18 protein-coding genes are annotated in these 14,819 nt (G+C 75.2%); 14 read left to right on the top strand and 4 right to left on the bottom strand.

Features of this window, described 5'->3' with window-relative positions:
* Positions 1-234 precede the first annotated feature (234 nt).
* From NP064_RS14710 to NP064_RS14700, 3 genes are all read left to right on the top strand, one after another.
* Positions 235-999 carry a hypothetical protein gene (locus tag NP064_RS14710; protein ID WP_227570104.1) on the top strand — a complete coding sequence of 255 codons (765 nt, stop codon included), beginning with the start codon at positions 235-237 and terminating at the stop codon, positions 997-999.
* A 2-nt stretch (positions 1,000-1,001) separates the two neighbouring features.
* Positions 1,002-1,451 (top strand): thioredoxin family protein, encoded by a 450-nt coding sequence (locus NP064_RS14705; RefSeq protein WP_227570105.1) that lies wholly within the window; start codon positions 1,002-1,004, stop codon positions 1,449-1,451.
* A 93-nt stretch (positions 1,452-1,544) separates the two neighbouring features.
* Entirely contained in the window at positions 1,545-2,030 is a 486-nt protein-coding gene (locus NP064_RS14700) for a DUF4395 domain-containing protein (RefSeq protein ID WP_227570106.1), read from the top strand.
* Between the two features lie 12 nt (positions 2,031-2,042).
* Here NP064_RS14700 and NP064_RS14695 read toward each other — a convergent pair whose 3' ends face one another.
* The gene (locus NP064_RS14695; protein ID WP_227570107.1) at positions 2,043-2,414 is read right to left on the bottom strand and encodes a DsrE family protein; all 372 of its coding nucleotides are present in this window, start codon (positions 2,412-2,414) and stop codon (positions 2,043-2,045) included.
* 188 nt (positions 2,415-2,602) lie between these two features.
* On the opposite strand from NP064_RS14695, the gene NP064_RS14690 reads away from it, so the two are divergent.
* From NP064_RS14690 to dtd, 6 genes are read left to right on the top strand one after another with little or no spacing between them, the layout of a single operon-like run.
* Positions 2,603-3,226 (top strand): heme-binding beta-barrel domain-containing protein, encoded by a 624-nt coding sequence (locus NP064_RS14690; RefSeq protein WP_227570108.1) that lies wholly within the window; start codon positions 2,603-2,605, stop codon positions 3,224-3,226.
* A gap of 5 nt (positions 3,227-3,231) precedes the next feature.
* On the top strand, positions 3,232-4,422 hold the full coding sequence (gene ygfZ / locus NP064_RS14685) for a CAF17-like 4Fe-4S cluster assembly/insertion protein YgfZ (protein WP_227570109.1): 1,191 nt from the start codon (positions 3,232-3,234) through the stop codon (positions 4,420-4,422).
* Positions 4,419-5,555 (top strand): FUSC family protein, encoded by a 1,137-nt coding sequence (locus tag NP064_RS14680; RefSeq protein WP_227570110.1) that lies wholly within the window; start codon positions 4,419-4,421, stop codon positions 5,553-5,555. The genes ygfZ and NP064_RS14680 overlap by 4 nt, the downstream gene beginning before the upstream one ends.
* 55 nt (positions 5,556-5,610) lie before the next feature.
* Positions 5,611-5,943: a DUF2516 family protein gene (locus tag NP064_RS14675; RefSeq protein ID WP_227570111.1), complete on the top strand. Its 333-nt coding sequence runs from the start codon at positions 5,611-5,613 to the stop codon at positions 5,941-5,943.
* Positions 5,937-6,977, top strand: coding sequence for an asparaginase (locus tag NP064_RS14670; RefSeq protein WP_372456402.1), 1,041 nt, complete (start codon positions 5,937-5,939; stop codon positions 6,975-6,977). The genes NP064_RS14675 and NP064_RS14670 overlap by 7 nt, the downstream gene beginning before the upstream one ends.
* Complete coding sequence (gene dtd, locus NP064_RS14665) at positions 6,974-7,414, top strand: D-aminoacyl-tRNA deacylase (RefSeq protein WP_227570112.1); 441 nt, start codon at positions 6,974-6,976, stop codon at positions 7,412-7,414. Before NP064_RS14670 ends, dtd begins: the two co-directional genes overlap by 4 nt.
* 62 nt (positions 7,415-7,476) lie before the next feature.
* Here the strand turns inward: dtd and NP064_RS14660 are convergent, their stop codons facing one another.
* Both NP064_RS14660 and NP064_RS14655 read right to left on the bottom strand, forming a co-directional pair.
* Positions 7,477-8,625 carry a YeiH family protein gene (locus NP064_RS14660; protein WP_227570113.1) on the bottom strand — a complete coding sequence of 383 codons (1,149 nt, stop codon included), beginning with the start codon at positions 8,623-8,625 and terminating at the stop codon, positions 7,477-7,479.
* Positions 8,625-8,789, bottom strand: a complete 165-nt coding sequence (locus tag NP064_RS14655) for a hypothetical protein (RefSeq protein WP_227570114.1) — start codon at positions 8,787-8,789, stop codon at positions 8,625-8,627. Before NP064_RS14655 ends, NP064_RS14660 begins: the two co-directional genes overlap by 1 nt.
* Positions 8,790-9,172: 383 nt before the next feature.
* Between NP064_RS14655 and NP064_RS14650 the strand changes: the two genes are divergently transcribed.
* On the top strand, positions 9,173-9,697 hold the full coding sequence (locus tag NP064_RS14650; RefSeq protein ID WP_227570115.1) for an O-acetyl-ADP-ribose deacetylase: 525 nt from the start codon (positions 9,173-9,175) through the stop codon (positions 9,695-9,697).
* 10 nt (positions 9,698-9,707) lie between these two features.
* On the opposite strand, the gene NP064_RS14645 is transcribed toward NP064_RS14650, so the two are convergent.
* Positions 9,708-10,310, bottom strand: a complete 603-nt coding sequence (locus tag NP064_RS14645) for an alpha/beta hydrolase family protein (protein WP_227570116.1) — start codon at positions 10,308-10,310, stop codon at positions 9,708-9,710.
* A gap of 87 nt (positions 10,311-10,397) precedes the next feature.
* Here NP064_RS14645 and NP064_RS14640 point away from each other — a divergent pair, with 87 nt between their 5' ends.
* The 4 genes from NP064_RS14640 to speB (NP064_RS14625) all read left to right on the top strand — a co-directional run bounded on the left by NP064_RS14640 (position 10,398) and on the right by speB (NP064_RS14625) (position 14,813).
* Positions 10,398-10,865, top strand: a complete 468-nt coding sequence (locus NP064_RS14640; RefSeq protein WP_227570117.1) for a GatB/YqeY domain-containing protein — start codon at positions 10,398-10,400, stop codon at positions 10,863-10,865.
* Positions 10,866-10,966: 101 nt separating this feature from the next.
* Positions 10,967-12,016 (top strand): LacI family DNA-binding transcriptional regulator, encoded by a 1,050-nt coding sequence (locus tag NP064_RS14635; RefSeq protein WP_227570118.1) that lies wholly within the window; start codon positions 10,967-10,969, stop codon positions 12,014-12,016.
* 136 nt (positions 12,017-12,152) lie between these two features.
* Positions 12,153-13,511: an agmatinase gene (gene speB, locus NP064_RS14630; protein ID WP_227570119.1), complete on the top strand. Its 1,359-nt coding sequence runs from the start codon at positions 12,153-12,155 to the stop codon at positions 13,509-13,511.
* 96 nt (positions 13,512-13,607) lie between these two features.
* Positions 13,608-14,813, top strand: coding sequence for an agmatinase (speB, locus tag NP064_RS14625; protein ID WP_227570120.1), 1,206 nt, complete (start codon positions 13,608-13,610; stop codon positions 14,811-14,813).
* Positions 14,814-14,819: the final 6 nt, after the last annotated feature.

The following is a 14,819-nucleotide window of genomic DNA, read 5'->3' as shown; positions in this document are numbered from 1 at the left end:
CACGCTACCGCGTGCGATCTCGCAGTCCTGCGCACCACCCCTCCGCTGAGACTGCTCTCACCCGCCTGGGCGCTGGCGACCCCGTCCCGGACATCGCTCGGCCCGCGGTCGTGGCCGGTCTGCGACAATCGACGCCGTGCCCGGCCCCTCCTCCTCCCTCGCGCCCTCGGCTGCTGCGCGCCGCCAGCGCGTGAGCACGCCCGTGTCCCTCCGTCGTCGGGGCCGGTAGCCGCCGTGCAGCTCTCGACCCGCGCCGTCTCCACAGCCGTGCTCGCCGCCCTGGTGGCCGTCGCCGGCTACCTCTCCGACCTCACGCTCGGCGGCGTCGACCTCGCCGGCCTGCCGCTGACCGTCGTGGTGGGCCTCCTGGCGGTCGTGCTGGCGTTCGGCTGGCCTGTGCTGGTCAACCTGCCCAACCGGCCCGGCTCCACGGCCGTCGTCGCGCTCGGCGGCGCCGGGGCCGTGGCGATCGTGCACATGACCGTCGGCGCGCCGCCGCTGCGGGACCTGCCGGTGGTGTTCGCGTTCTCGATCCTGCTGGCCTTCATCAACGAGCTGCTGCGAGGCGGCGGGCGCGAGCGGCTCGTGGAGTCCGTCACCGGCACCGTCGCCGGCGCGCTCGTCGCCGCGGCCGCGGCCGGGTGGGTCGCCACCCAGCGGACCCCCGGCGGCGAGGAGCTGGTCATCGCCGGGGCGCTCGCGCTGGCCGTCGGGTCCGCGGTGGCGGCGCTGCCGCTGGCCCCCTGGGTCGGGGCGGGGGCGACCGTCGGCTCGGCGCTGGCCGCGGGCGCGCTCGCCGGGCTGGCGCTGCCGGGCTTCGACCCGCTGGCGGGCGGACTCCTGGGGATGGCCGTGGGCCTGCTGGTGGCCGCGCTGCACCAGCTGTTCGACCGGCTGCCGGTGCTGGCGCGGTTCCCCGCGGCGTTGGCGGCGATCGTCCTGCCTGTCACCGTGACCGGGATCCTGGTCTACGTCGCAGGCCGAGTCCTGGTGGGCTGACGATGCTCCTGCGCGTGGTCCTCGTCGTCGCGGTGCTCGTGGCCGCGACCGGGCTGGGCGTGTGGTGGCGTGCCCGCCAGGGCCGGTTCGTCGCGGCGGTGGGGACCTCCGAGGGGGACGGTGGCGCCGGGCGCCTGACAGCAGCCGAGATCGGCGCGGCGCTGGGCGAGCGCGCGACCTTCGTGCAGTTCTCCAGCGCGGTGTGCGCCCCGTGCCGCCGGGTGCGCGACGTGCTCGCGCAGCTCGTCGCGGGGGCGCCAGGCGTCGTGCACGTCGAGCTCGACGTCGAGCAGCACCTGAGCCTGGTGCGCCGGGTCAACGTGCTCCGCACTCCGACGGTGCTGCTGCTCGACGGCGCCGGGACGGTGGCTGGGCGGGTGTCCGGCGAGGCGACTCGCGCGCAGATGCTCGCAGTGCTGGAGTCGTGTCCCGAGGCGGCCCCCGGCCGCTGAGCCCTGCGCTCCGCCGAGGCCCGCCCAGGCGACCAGCCCGCACCTCCCGCCGCCCAGCCCGTCCCGCCGGTCACACCGTCCAGGAGGACACCCATGAGCGACCTGCCCGCGTCTCCCGCGCCCGCCGACCCCACGCGCGCGCCCACGCCGCCCGCCGGCATCGACCCCCGGGGCCCGCGGGCCGGCGCCGCGATGACCGCCGTCCTGCTCGTCGTCGTGCTGCTGCTCCCCGCCGACCCTGCCCTGGTGCTGCTGGCCGTCGTGGCCGCGTTGTTCGCGGTCGGCGCGGCCCGTGGGGCCCAGGGGTCGATGCAGGGCCTCGTGTTCCGCAGCGTCGTGCGACCGCGCTTGGGGCCGCCCGCCGAGCTCGAGGACCCCCGGCCGCCGCGCTTCGCCCAGGCGGTGGGCCTGGCCATCACCGGCCTGGGAGTCGTGCTCGGCGTGCTCGGGGTGGCGGTCGCGGTGCCGGTCGCCGCGGCGTTCGCGCTCGTCGCGGCGTTCCTCAACGCGGCGTTCGGCCTGTGCCTGGGCTGCGAGATGTACCTGCTGGGCCTGCGGCTGCGCTCTCGCTCGGCCTGACCCCTGGCCGGCTCAGTAGACGAGGGCTTGCGCGTCCGGCGCCAGGACCTCCTCGACGAACACGGGGGCGCCCGCGATGCGCACCCCGGGCAGCAGGTCCTCGACCTCCAGGCTGCGCCGCACCGCGCACTGGGTGCAGACCGTCACCTGGCCGCCCTCGAGCACCACGGCCAGCAGCTCGTCCAGGGGGGCCGCGTGGGCGAGCTCGAACTGCGCGGCGCGGCCCGGCACGGCGAACCAGGAGGCCTCGCCCGTGAGCCACAGGCTGACCTCGGCGCCGGACGCGACGGCAGCCGCGGCGACGGTCAGGGCCTGGTTGGCGGCCTCGGGGCGCTCGGCTCCCGAGGTCGCCTTGATCACGAGAGCGCGCGTCGGGCGGGTCATCGCGTCAGCGTAAGCGCCGGACATCGTTAGGATCGGGGCATGGAAGCGCTTGAAGCAGTTTTCATCGGCCTGCTCGTCGCGGCGACCGTCACCATCGGGTGGTTCGCCTGCTTCGTCGTCTACCGCCTGTACAAGGGTCAGCGCTGACTCTCACCGGCTGCGATCGATCCCACAACCGGAGGTAGTCAATGCCGTTCATCCTGCCCGAGGGCCTGGCGCCTGAGGTGTACCCGCTCGCGTGGCTCGTGGGGGAGTGGCACGGCGAGGGCGTCGTCGGCTACCCCGGCATCGAGGAGTCCGCGTTCACGCAGGACGTCACGTTCAGCCACGACGGCGGCCCGTACCTCGCGTACACCTCCACCATCCGGCTCGTGGTCGCGCCGGACGACGCGGCGGCCCTCGCGGCGCAGGACGGCGACGCCTCCGCGGTCGCCGGGCCTGAGGACGCGCCCGCGGCGACGCCCGTCCCCGCGCAGGAGCCAGGCCCCGTGTGGTCCACCGAGTCCGGGTTCTGGCGTGTCCCGCCCGAGCGCCCCGCGGACCTCGCGGACGACCAGCACCCCGTCGAGGTGCTCCTCGCCGACCCGTCCGGCTTCGTCACGCTGTACCTCGGGGCCGTCGGCAACGGGCGCATCGACCTGGCCACCGACGTGGTCGCACGCACGGCCACCGGCGCGGACGTCACCGCCGGGACGCGGTTGTACGGGCTGGTCAACGGCGAGCTGATGTGGGCCCACGACCTCGCGGCGTTCGGGCAGCCGATGCAGACCTACGCGTCCGCCCGACTGGCGCGCGTCGGCGACGAGGCGTGATCCCGGTGGCCGACTCGAGCGCACCGGCGGACCCGGCCGTCGAGACGGCCCCGGCGCGGCGCAGCCCGCTACTGGCCCGCCGCGGCGCGGTCGAGGGCTCCGGGCCCGACGCCGGCGTCGCCTGGCACTACGGGGACCCCACCGCCGAGCAGCGGGCGCTGTCCCGCGGCGGCGCCGTGGTGGACCAGTCCCACCTCGGCGTGGTGACGGTGACGGGCCCCGACCGGCTCACGTGGCTGCACTCGATCACCTCGCAGCACCTCACCGGCCTCGAGCCGCGTGCCTCCACCGAGCTGCTGGTGCTCAGCCCGCAGGGGCACATCGAGCACGCCGCCGGAGTGGTGGACGACGGGACGACGACCTGGCTGATCACCGAGGGCGCGTCCGCCCCGGCGCTCGCCGCATGGCTCGACCGGATGCGGTTCACGCTGCGGGTCGAGGTCGCGGACGTCACGGACCAGTGGGCGGCGATCGGCGAGCCGGTGGACGCCGAGGGAGTCGAGGGGGAGCCCCTCTCCTGGCGCGACCCGTGGCCGCGCACGGCGCCGGGCGGCACCCGGTACGGGCCGGAGGACGCCCAGCACCCCGGCGCCGACCGAGCCTGGCGCCTGGTGCTGGTCCCGCGCGGCGAGCTGGCGCAGGCCGTCGCCGCACGGGAGCAGGCGGGGTGGCCGCTGGTCGGCACCTGGGCCAGCGAGGCCTTGCGCGTCGAGGCGTGGCGCCCCCGGCTCGGACGCGAGGCGGACCACCGGTCCATCCCGCACGAGCTCGACTGGCTGCGCACCGCCGTGCACCTGGAGAAGGGCTGCTACCGCGGCCAGGAGACCGTGGCGCGAGTGCACAACCTCGGCCGGCCCCCGCGCCGGTTGGTGATGCTGCACCTCGACGGGTCGGGGCACCTGCTGCCCGAGCCCGGCGCGCAGGTGCACGAGGCCGGGACGCTGACCACCGGAGGCGAGATCGGGCGGGCCATCGGACAGGTCACCAGCGTGGCGCGGCACCACGAGCTCGGCCCGGTGGCCCTCGCCGTGGTGAAGCGCTCCGCCCCGACCGACGCGGACCTCATGGTCGAGTGTGAGGGTGGCCCAGTGGCCGCCGGCCAGGAGACGGTCGTCGCGGGGGAGGGCGTGTCCGCCGACCGCCCGGCCGCGCGCGGACCGGTGGCCCGCGGCCTGGGGCATCGCCCGAGCCTGTGAGCACCGCGGGGGCCGCCGCGCCCCGGTCGCGTGCTGACCGGCTCCGGGCCGCGCGCGACGAGGCCGCGACCCGGGTGACCGAGGGGTGGCGGCGGGTGCGGTCGGCGAGGTTCGCGATCCTGCAAGCGGCGTCCGCTGCCGCCATCGCGTACGGCATCTCGCACACGCTGCTGGGGCACCCGTACCCGATCTTCGCCCCGATCGCCGCCTGGATCGCGCTCGGATTCAGCGAGGACCGCCAGCTCCGGCGCATCCTGGAGATCTCCGCGGGCGTGGCTGTCGGCATCGGCCTCGCCGAGTTGCTGGTCAGCGGGATCGGCTCGGGCGCGTGGCAAGTCGGCGTCGTGCTGGCCCTGGCGGCGCTGATCGGCAGGTTCATCGACAAGGGGCAGCTCGTGGCACGGCTCGCGGGGTCCCAGGCGATCGTCGTGGTGGGGTTCCCCTCCACGGCGGCCGGCGGCGGCGGCCTGGGGCGCCTGACCGACGCGATCATCGGCGGGCTCGCCGCGTTCGTGATCGTCGCCGTCACGCCCTCCGACCCGCGGCGACTGCCGCGCCGTCACGCCCACACGGCCATCCTCGAGCTGGCGGTCGTGCTGCGCTTGGCCGCCCGGGGCCTGCGCGAACAGGTGCCGCAGGACTTGGAGGAGGCACTGCTGGCCGGGCGGTCGTCCCAGTCGGCGCTCGACGCGTGGAAGACCTCGGCCACCGACACCCGCAAGAACGCCCGGGTGACCCCGCTCGGGCGGCGGTACCAGGCCGATCTGCGGGCGCTCGAGGACGCCGCCGTCATGACCGACCGGGCCATGCGCAACGCCCGAGTGCTCGCACGCCGTGCCCTCACCGCCATCCCGACAGACGCGACGGCGTCGGTGGTCGAGCTCGCGGGAGCCATCGACCAGATCGCCGACGCGGTGGATGAACTCGGCGAGCAGCTGACCGGGGGCGGCCACGAGGGGCGCGCCCGCGCGCTGCTGACTGCCGCGGCCGAACGGCTCGACCCCTACCGGATCGCGCAGGACGACATCCGACTGCAGAGCCTGGTGCTGCTCGCCCGGTCCCTCGTGGTGGACCTGTTCGAGGCCTCCGGGGCCACCGCCGCCGAGGCGCGCACCCACCTGCCGTCGATCTGACAGCCTCGCACTGGCGGTCGGGCGCGGGGCCAGGCACACGTCGTAGGCTCGGCGCGTGATCCCCACGCTGCAGACCGCCATCTTCCTGATCTTCTACGTCGCGATCTTCGGCGCCAGCGTGTGGGCGCTCATCGACCTGCTGCGCCGGCCCACCGCCGCCTTCCGCTCGGCTGGCAAGCTCACGAAGGGCAAGTGGGGCGCGATCCTCGGGGCGTCTGTGGCGGTGTCGTTCATGGCGCTGCCGTACCCGATCGGCCTCGGGTTCCTGCCCTTCCTGGCCATCGGGGCGGCCGTCGCCGCGATCGTGTACCTGGTGGACGTGAAGCCCGCCGTGGCGCCCTACTCCAGGCGTCGCGGCCCCCGCGGCCCGCAGCGAGGTGGCTGGTGACGGCCCAGCCGACGACCCTGGCGCCCGCTGGGAACGGAGCCGCCGGCGCGCCCGCGGCGCTGCTCGCCCAGGTGGTGCGCGGCGGTCTCGTCGAGTCTGAGCACCTGGGGCACCTGGTCGTGCTCGACCCCACGGGCGCGGTGCGGCTCGCGCTGGGCGACCCGGACAAGGTCGTGTACGCGCGCTCGTCGTTGAAGCCCTTGCAAGCCGTCGCGATGCTGCGCAGCGGCCTGGACCTGCGCGGAGCCCAGCTCGCGCTGGCCGCCGCGAGCCACAACGCGGAGCCGGGGCACCTCGAGGAGGTCCGGGCGATCCTCGCGGGGGCGGGCCTCGACGAGTCCGCGCTGCAGAACACGCCGACCCTGCCGCTGGACCCCGCCGCGGCGCTGGACTGGCAGCGCGCCGGCCGCGGGCCGGAGCCGGTGGCGCAGAACTGCTCCGGCAAGCACGCCGCGATGCTCGCGACCTGCGTGGCCGCGGGCTGGGACACCGGCGCCTACCGGGAGCTGGACCACCCGTTGCAGCGCGCCGTGCGCCAGACGCTGGCCGAGCTCACGGGCGGCCCCGCGGGCGACCCCACCGTGGACGGCTGCGGCGCGCCGTTGTTCTCGACGTCACTGAGCGGCCTCGCGCGCGCCTTCGCCACGATCGCCCGCGCGCCGCAGGCAGCCCCCGGGACCCCCGAGGCCCGGGTGGCCGCCGCGATGAGCGCGCACCCGTGGCACGTCGCCGGGACCGGCCGCGACGCCACCGACGTGATGCGCGCGGCGCCCGGCCTTGTCGCGAAGGACGGCGCCGAGGGCGTGTACGCGGCCGCGCTGCCCGACGGCTCGGCGCTCGCGTTCAAGGTGGCTGACGGCAGCGCCCGGCCTCGGCCGGCGATCCTCCGCGCAGCCTTGCGGGTGGCCGGCGCGGACCAGATGGCGGGGGTCGACGTCGGCGCCCTCGACAGGGCCGGGCGGGTCGACGTGCTGGGCCACGGGCGGCCCGTGGGCGCCGTGGTCGCGGCTTTCGGCGGTGCGGACCGCGCATGAGGGCGGTGGTGCAGCGGGTGGCGCGGGCCAGCGTCACCGTCGACGGCGAGGTCGTGGGAGCCATCGACCGGCCCGGACTCGTCGCCCTGGTGGGCGTCACGCCCGGCGACGGGCCAGCGCAGGTCGAGCTCGTCGCCCGGAAGATCGCCGATCTCCGCATCCTGCGCGGCGAGCTCAGCGCCACCGACGCGGGGGCGCCCGTGCTGGTGGTCAGCCAGTTCACGCTGTACGGGGACACCCGCAAGGGCCGCCGCCCGACGTGGAACGCGGCGGCGCCCGGCCCGGTGGCCGAGCCGCTGGTCGACGCCGTGGTCGACGCGCTGCGCGCCCGGGGGCTCGAGGTCGCCACCGGCAGGTTCGGCGCCGACATGCAGGTCGAGCTCGTCAACGACGGGCCGGTGACGTTGCTCGTCGAGTCGGACCCCGCCGCCGGCTGACCGCGCGGCCCGTCCGGGCGCCGGGGGCGCGACGAGCACGCCGCCCGACGCCCGACGCCGGGTCAGAGCTCGAAGCCCGCGAACAGCACGGACGCCGACGCCAGCCCCACCACCAGGTTGAACACGGTGGCCAGGCCGAAGACGGCCACGGGCCGCCAGCCGGCGGCTCGCAGCGCCTTGACCCGCAGCTCGAGCCCGATGCTGACGAACGCCAGGATGAAGAACAGCGTCCGCAGGTCGTTGGCCACGGCGAGGACGGGCTTGCCGACGTCCGAGCCCACCTGGGCCAGGTAGACGGTGCCGATCACCGACGCTGCCAGGAACCCCAGCACGAACTTGGGGAACCGCCGCCACAGCTCGCCGGCGCCCGGCCCTCGCGCGTCCGGGCGGCGCTCCACCTTGAACGCGAAGTAGGCGGTGAGGGCGATCGCCACCACGCCGATCAGCGCGTTCTGGGTGGCCTTGACGATGGTCGCGAGGGCCAGCGCGTCCTCTCCGGCGAGCGTCCCCGCCGCCGCGACGGCCGCCGTGGTGTCGATGTTGCCGCCGATCCAGGCGCCCGCGACGGCAGGGCTCAGGCCCAGCAGGTCCACCAGCCACGGCAGCACGAAGATCGACGGCAGGGCGAACACGATCACGAGGCTGGCGGCGTAGGCGAGCTGCTCGCGCTTGGCCTGCACGGCGCCCGCCGCCGAGATGGCCGCGCTGACCCCGCAGATGGACACCGCGGAGCTGAGCAGCGCGCGCAGCTTGTCGTCGAGCCCGAACCTGCCGCCCACCCACCAGGTGAACAGGAACACGCTCGAGATGAGCACCAGGGCCTGCACGATGGCGGGCGCCGCCGCCGTGACGATCAGGCTGAGGTTCACCGACGCGCCCAGCAGCACCACGCCCGTCTTGATGAACAGCTCGGTGCGGAACGCGGCGGCCAGCTTGTCCTTGAGGTTGGCCGCCACCAGCACCGCGTTGCCCAGCAGGCCGAGCGCGATGGCGTACACAGGGAACTCGACGGGCTTGGCGATGCGGGCCAGGGGCGTGCCCTCCGTCCACCCGGGCACGTTGAGCTCGAGGAACCGCGTCAGCGCCGCGAGCAGCACCACGAGCAGCAGCCCGGCGACGGTCGAGGCGGCGCCGGGAGGCCGGGTGTCGGGGTCGGGCTGGGGGCGCGGGGCGCCCGCGGTGTCGAGCGCTGTGGCGTCGGCGGTGCTCATCACGGCACCAGCCCGTCGGTGAGGACGCCGGCGAGGACGAGCGCGAGCAGGGCGAGCCCGAGGGCGGTGGCGATCCAGTCCTCGGAGAGCCGCCGTCGAGGGCGGAGGTCGGGGGATGCGCCCGCGTGGGGCGCGGGATCGGAGTCGTGCGGGATGTGGGTCATGTCGGTCCTTGGATGGGTGAGCCGGCTCGGCGGCGACGCACGCGCGAGCCACGGGCGGAGGAGCGGGGCGGGGGCGCCGAGAGGAGGTGGCAGAGGCCAGCCCGCGGCGGGGCGCCGGGGTCGTGGCTCGGCGCCGCGTCAGCGCCCCTTGGGGGGCGGCGCGGCGGTCCTCTCGGCTACCGACAGCGACAGGCGGCCGCGCGGGGCGCGGCGGGGACGAGTCCCCGTGCGCGAGCCGCCAGCGTCGTCATGTGCGCCATCCTGGAGGGGGGGCGCGCACGCTGCCCACCGCTATCCGAATCGTGGACATTCGTCCTATCTGCGGTGCCGGGGCGGGCGCCCCGGTACCGCACGCCGTCAGCCCAGGAAGCCAGGATGTCGTGATGCGCATCGAAGCCGTGCGAGGAGACCTCACCACCCAGGACGTCGACGTCGTCGTCAACGCGGCGAACTCGTCGCTGCTCGGCGGGGGCGGCGTGGACGGCGCCCTCCACGCCGCAGCGGGTCCCGCGCTGCTGGCCGCCTGCCGGCAGGTCCGCCGCGACACATGGCCGGACGGTCTGCCCACCGGCGAGGCCGTCGCGACCGGGGCTGGCCGGCTGCCCGCGCGATGGGTGGTCCACACCGTCGGGCCGAACGCGCACGCCGGCGAGCGCGACCCGGCCCTGCTGGCGTCCTGCTTCACACGGTCCCTCGACGTGGCCGCTGGGCTGGGCGCGAGCAGCGTGGCCTTCCCGGCGGTGAGCGCGGGCGTCTACGGCTGGCCGATGGCGCAGGTCGCGGAGGTGGCGGTCGCCGCGGTGCGCGGCTGGCAGCCACCGGAGCCCGGGAGCAGGCCGGCGCTCGTGCGGTTCGTGCTGCTCACGGCCGACGCGCTGGCCGAGTTCGAGCGGGCGCTCGGCGCGTAGCCGGGGGGCGCTACGCCCGCGCGATCCAGCGGGCGACCGCGTCGGCGACCCGCCCGTCGTCCCGCGGCGCGTGGTCGCCGGGCACGAGGACGAGCTCGAACGGGCCGCCGAGCGTGGCCAGGTGGGCGGTGAGCTCGGCGGGAGTGCCGAACGGGTCCCGCTCGCCGGACACGGCCAGCACCGGGACGTCGACGTCCGGCAGGTGCTCGACGCGCAAGCGGTCCGGCTTGCCCGGCGGGTGCAGCGGGTAGGACAGCAGCACCAGGCCGGCGGCGGGCTGCCCCTCGGCCACGGCCATCGACGCCATCCGGCCGCCGAACGAGCGGCCGCCGAGCAGCACGCGGTCCGGGTTGACGCCCAGGTCGGACGCGAACCGGTCGGCCTCGGCCCGCACGTGCGCGATGGCCACGGGCGCGCGCTCAGGCGCCTTGCGGCCCGCCGCGCGGCCGGGGAAGTCGGCACGGCGCACCGGCAGCGGGGCCAGGGCCTGCTCGACGGCGACCAGGGTGCGGTGGTCCCGGTCGGCCCCGGCCCCGGGGAAGAGCAGCAGCCCGGCGACCGGCCCCGGCGGCGTGGTCGGGGCGGGCTCCTGGTTGGGGTGTTCGCGGGGCACCCCCCACGGTAGGCCCAGGCGCGGTCAGGGCGTGACGGCGCGGGCCCGGCCTGACGTCTGCCGTCCTGATGGGGGACGATGGCTCCCATGAGCACACTCGAGAGGCTGACGTCCGACCTGACCACCTCCATGAAGGCCCGCGACGCGTTCCGCACAGGGACGCTGCGGCAGGCGATCGGCGCCGTCCGCGCCGCGGAGAAGGCAGGGCCCATGGCCGTCGAGCTGACCGAGGAGCAGGTGCAGGAGGTCCTGGTCCGCGAGGTCAAGAAGCGCCGGGAGAGCGCTGAGATCTACACCGGCGCCGGCGCCGCCGAGCGCGCCGAGACCGAGACGGCCGAGGCCGACCTGATCGAGGCCTACCTGCCCGCCGCGGTCAGCGAGGAGCAGCTCGACGCGATCGTCGCGGACGCCATCGTGTCCACGGGCGCCAGCAGCATGAAGGACATGGGCGCCGTGATGAGGGCGGCCACGGCCGCCGCGGCGCCGCTCGGGCGGGTGGACGGCAAGGCGCTGTCGCAGCGGGTGCGCGCCGCCCTGGCCAGCGCGTCGAGCTGAGCCGGCGCGTGGTCGTCCGCCGGATTCCTGCGCGGTCACGTCGTATCCCTGCAGTCCCGATTCCGCCAGCCCTCCGAGGCGCCTACGGGTAGGGTCGGCCCATGACTCCGAGAGGGCGCGGCGCGGGCGCCGTGACGCTCAAGGATGTGGCTGCCGCCGCCGGGGTGTCCGTGGCGACGGCCTCGCAGGCCCTCTCCGGCCGGGGGCGGATGACCCCCGCGACCCGTGAGCGCGTGCGCGGCGCCGCCGAGGACCTGGGCTACCTCGCGAACGCCCTGGCGCAAGGGCTCCGGACCGGCCGGACGCGGGCGCTGGGCGTGCACCACGAGCGGGCCGCGGCGAACCTGCGGACGCCGTACTTCCGCGACTTCCTCGCCGGGGCCGTCGAGGCCGCCCATCGCCACGACCACGACCTCGTGGTGCTGTCGTCGGACACCTCCCGGCCGCGCACCACGGCGCCGCGCGTCGACGGTGTGGTGGTGGTGGACCCGATCGCGGACGACCTGCGCGCCCGCGAGCTGATGGCGCTGCCGGTGCCCGTGGTGGCGGGGGAGCATGTGCCCTCGTCGATGCCGCCGTGCGCCGTGGTGGCGGCGGATCACGCGACGGCGGTGCGCGCGGTGCTGGACGCGGCCGCGCGGCAGGGCGTGCGCCACCCGATGCTGGTGGCGCCGGACGAGAACAGTGGCTGGGGCGAGGTGCTGCGGGACGTCGTGGGCGCGTGGTCCGCGGAGCGGGGCCTGACGCCCGTGCTGGTGGCGAGCCGGTTCGGCGAGCTGTCGGTGGACCGCCATGAGGAGCTGCTGGCGCCGGTGCTGGCGGATCGCCCCGAGGTGGACCTGGTGCTGGCCGCGTCGCCGTTCGCGGCGCAGGCGGCCATGGCGGTGCTGCGCGGCATGGGTCGCCAGCCGGGCCGGGACGTGCTGGTGGCGGCGTGCGCCGACGAGCCCGCGCTGCTGGCCGAGGATCCGCCGGTGACGGCCGTCGAGCTGCCGGCCTACGCGTTGGGCGTCGCGTGCGTGGAACGCCTGGTGGCGATCCTCGAGGACGATCGCGGGCCGGCCGCCGCCCTCGGCACGGTGCAGACCGTTCCCGCCCCGGTGCATCTGAGGGCCTCCACGGCGGGAGCCCTCACGCGGGCCATGGCCTGACAAATCGTTTCACCATTGTTTCCGGCGCGGTGCTCGCGCGTCTCCTGGTCTCGCCTGGTGGCCCGCTGTGTAAAACCCGTGTTGCGCATGACGGCGATCGTGGAAAAACGATTAGGCAGCGCCCTACGTTCCTGCCATGAGCAGCGAGCACGCCGAGACCACGGACCCGTCCGCCGGGCATGCCAGCGACGGCCCCGACACCCCCAGCGCCGCGAGCCCGCAGGGGCACGAGGGCCACGACGCCCACGACCACGCGCACGAGGGCGACAGCCACGACGCCCACGCGCACGACGGCGAGGGCGAGGGCCACGCGCACAGCCACGACCTGTGGCCCGAGGGGTTCTGGGAGCAGCCGCGCCGCCTGGGCGAGGGGCTCGAGGGGCACGGGGCCGTGGACGACCACAACGGGGGCCGCGCGCCCGGCTTGTTCCACGTGAACCGCAAGCACGGCGGCAGCCACTCGGGCATCCGGACCTTCGCGAAACTGCCCATGGCCCTGACACCCGAGGACCTGGTCGCGGCCAAGGTCGACGTCGCCGTCCTCGGCGTGCCGTGGGACTCCACGGCCGGGGGCCGTTCCGGCACCAACCACGGCCCCCTCGCGCTGCGCACCATCCCGCACTTCGGCAGCTACGGCTTCCCCAGCCAGCACCTCGACGTCCGGGTCAACCCGTTCGACGTCCTGACGATGTGCGACTACGGCGACGCGCCCATCCACGTGGGCAACACCCCCGGCACGTTCGAGTCGATCCGCAAGTTCGTCGGCACCGTCGTCACGTCCGGGGCGATCCCGATCATCATGGGCGGCGACCACGCGATCACGTGGCCCGCGGCCACCGCCGTCGCCGACCACTACGGCCACGGGAAGGTCGGCATCGTCCACTTCGACGCGCACGCGGACGTCGGCGAGGACATGAACGGGGCGCTCGCCTCGCACGGCACGCCGATGCGCAAGCTCATCGACTCGGGCGCCGTGCCGGGGCGCAACTTCGTCCAGGTGGGCCTGCGGGGGTACTGGCCGGACCGCGAGACGCTCGACTGGATGGACGAGCACCAGATGCGGACCCACTTCATGGCGGAGATCGACCGCGACGGCTTCGACAAGGTGCTCGAGCGGGCGGTCGACGAGGCGCTCGACCAGGCCGACCACCTGTACATCTCCCTCGACATCGACGTGTGCGACCCCGCATTCGCGCCCGGCACCGGCACCCCCGTGGCCGGCGGCATCACCTCGATCGACATCCTGCGCGCGGTCCGGAGGCTCTCCGCCGAGGTGGGCATCGTGGCGATGGACGTCGTCGAGGTCGCCCCGCCCTACGACAACAACGGCGAGATCACCGTGCTGCTGGCGAACCGGGCGATCGGCGAGGCGATGACGGGGATCGCGATGCGGCGCATGGGCATCACGGGCCCCGACTACCTGCACCCGCACGCGCTCAACCTCGATGCCGACGGCGCCCAGCGCACCCAGGTCTTCCGCACCCCGGAGCACTGACCCGCAGCGCCAGACCAGCGGCGCCAGCCGACCAGCGCCGCCGACCCGCCCGCCCCACCCGCCGGACCTCCGGCCCGCACGAACGCGAGGACCCACATGTCCCACGACCATGACCACGACAACGACCACCACCACGACAAGTGGCCGGACGGCTTCTGGGAGCAGCCGCGCCGCCTCGGCGAAGGGCTCGAGGGCCACGGCGCCACCGACGACTTCAACGAGGGCCGCGCCCCGGGCCTCCTGTTCCCGAACCGGAAGGCCGAGGGCGGGTTCTCGGGCATCCAGACGTTCGCGAAGCTCCCCGTCGCGCTGACCCCCGAGGACCTGGTCGCCGCGAAGGTCGACGTGGCGGTGCTGGGCGTGCCGTGGGACTCGACCGCCACCGGCCGCAGCGGCACCAACCACGGCCCCCTCGCGATCCGGTCCTGCGACTACAAGGGCGGATACGGGCGCCCCCACTTCTCGCTCGACACGCACGTCGACGCGTTCGACGAGCTGGTCATGGCCGACTACGGGGACGCGCCGATCTCGGTCGGCAACACCGCGCGGACCTTCGAGGACATCCGCAAGTTCATCGGCACGGTGGTCACGTCGGGGGCGATCCCGATCATCCTGGGCGGCGACCACGCCATCACGTGGCCGGCCGCGACGGCCGTGGCGGACCACTACGGCTACGGCAAGGTCGGCATCGTCCACTTCGACGCGCACGCCGACACCGGGAACGACATGCCCGGCTCGCTGGCGTCGCACGGCACCCCGATGCGCCACCTCATCAACTCGGGCGCCGTGCCGGGCAAGAACTTCGTGCAGGTGGGCCTGCGCGGCTACTGGCCGGAGCAGGAGACGCTCGACTGGATGGACGACCAGAGGATGCGCACGCACTTCATGGCCGAGATCATCCGGGACGGGTTCGACAAGGTGCTCGAGCGGGCGGTCGACGAGGCGCTCGACCAGGCCGACCACCTGTACATCTCCCTCGACATCGACGTGTGCGACCCGGCCTACGCCCCGGGCACGGGCACGCCGGAGCCGGGCGGCATCACGTCGAACGACATCCTGCGGGCCGTGCGACGGCTGGCCGCCGAGGTGGGCATCGTCGCGATGGACGTCGTCGAGGTGTCCCCGCCCTACGACGACCGCGGCGAGATCACCGCGCTGCTCGCGAACCGCGCCATCCGCGAGGCGATGACCGGGATCGCGATGCACCGCCAGGGCGTCACCGAGCCGGACTTCCTGCACCCCTACGCGATCGGCCTGGACGCGGACGGCAACCGCCGCAACCAGGTGTTCCGCCGCGCCTGACCCGCT

The sequence above is a fragment of the Cellulomonas chengniuliangii genome (assembly GCF_024508335.1).
In the GTDB taxonomy this organism is placed as follows: domain Bacteria; phylum Actinomycetota; class Actinomycetes; order Actinomycetales; family Cellulomonadaceae; genus Cellulomonas_A; species Cellulomonas_A chengniuliangii.
This window is presented reverse-complemented; position numbering and strand designations above follow the sequence as displayed.

Coding starts and splice junctions, on each gene's coding strand:
- dtd (WP_227570112.1), top strand. CDS start 6,974: ATGAGGGCGGTGGTGCAGCGGGTGGCGCGGGCCAGCGTCACCGTCGAC.
- NP064_RS14635 (WP_227570118.1), top strand. CDS start 10,967: ATGACTCCGAGAGGGCGCGGCGCGGGCGCCGTGACGCTCAAGGATGTG.
- NP064_RS14660 (WP_227570113.1), bottom strand. CDS start 8,625: ATGAGCACCGCCGACGCCACAGCGCTCGACACCGCGGGCGCCCCGCGC.
- speB (WP_227570119.1), top strand. CDS start 12,153: ATGAGCAGCGAGCACGCCGAGACCACGGACCCGTCCGCCGGGCATGCC.
- NP064_RS14695 (WP_227570107.1), bottom strand. CDS start 2,414: ATGACCCGCCCGACGCGCGCTCTCGTGATCAAGGCGACCTCGGGAGCC.
- NP064_RS14700 (WP_227570106.1), top strand. CDS start 1,545: ATGAGCGACCTGCCCGCGTCTCCCGCGCCCGCCGACCCCACGCGCGCG.
- NP064_RS14640 (WP_227570117.1), top strand. CDS start 10,398: ATGAGCACACTCGAGAGGCTGACGTCCGACCTGACCACCTCCATGAAG.
- NP064_RS14690 (WP_227570108.1), top strand. CDS start 2,603: ATGCCGTTCATCCTGCCCGAGGGCCTGGCGCCTGAGGTGTACCCGCTC.
- NP064_RS14650 (WP_227570115.1), top strand. CDS start 9,173: ATGCGCATCGAAGCCGTGCGAGGAGACCTCACCACCCAGGACGTCGAC.
- NP064_RS14705 (WP_227570105.1), top strand. CDS start 1,002: ATGCTCCTGCGCGTGGTCCTCGTCGTCGCGGTGCTCGTGGCCGCGACC.
- NP064_RS14655 (WP_227570114.1), bottom strand. CDS start 8,789: ATGACCCACATCCCGCACGACTCCGATCCCGCGCCCCACGCGGGCGCA.
- speB (WP_227570120.1), top strand. CDS start 13,608: ATGTCCCACGACCATGACCACGACAACGACCACCACCACGACAAGTGG.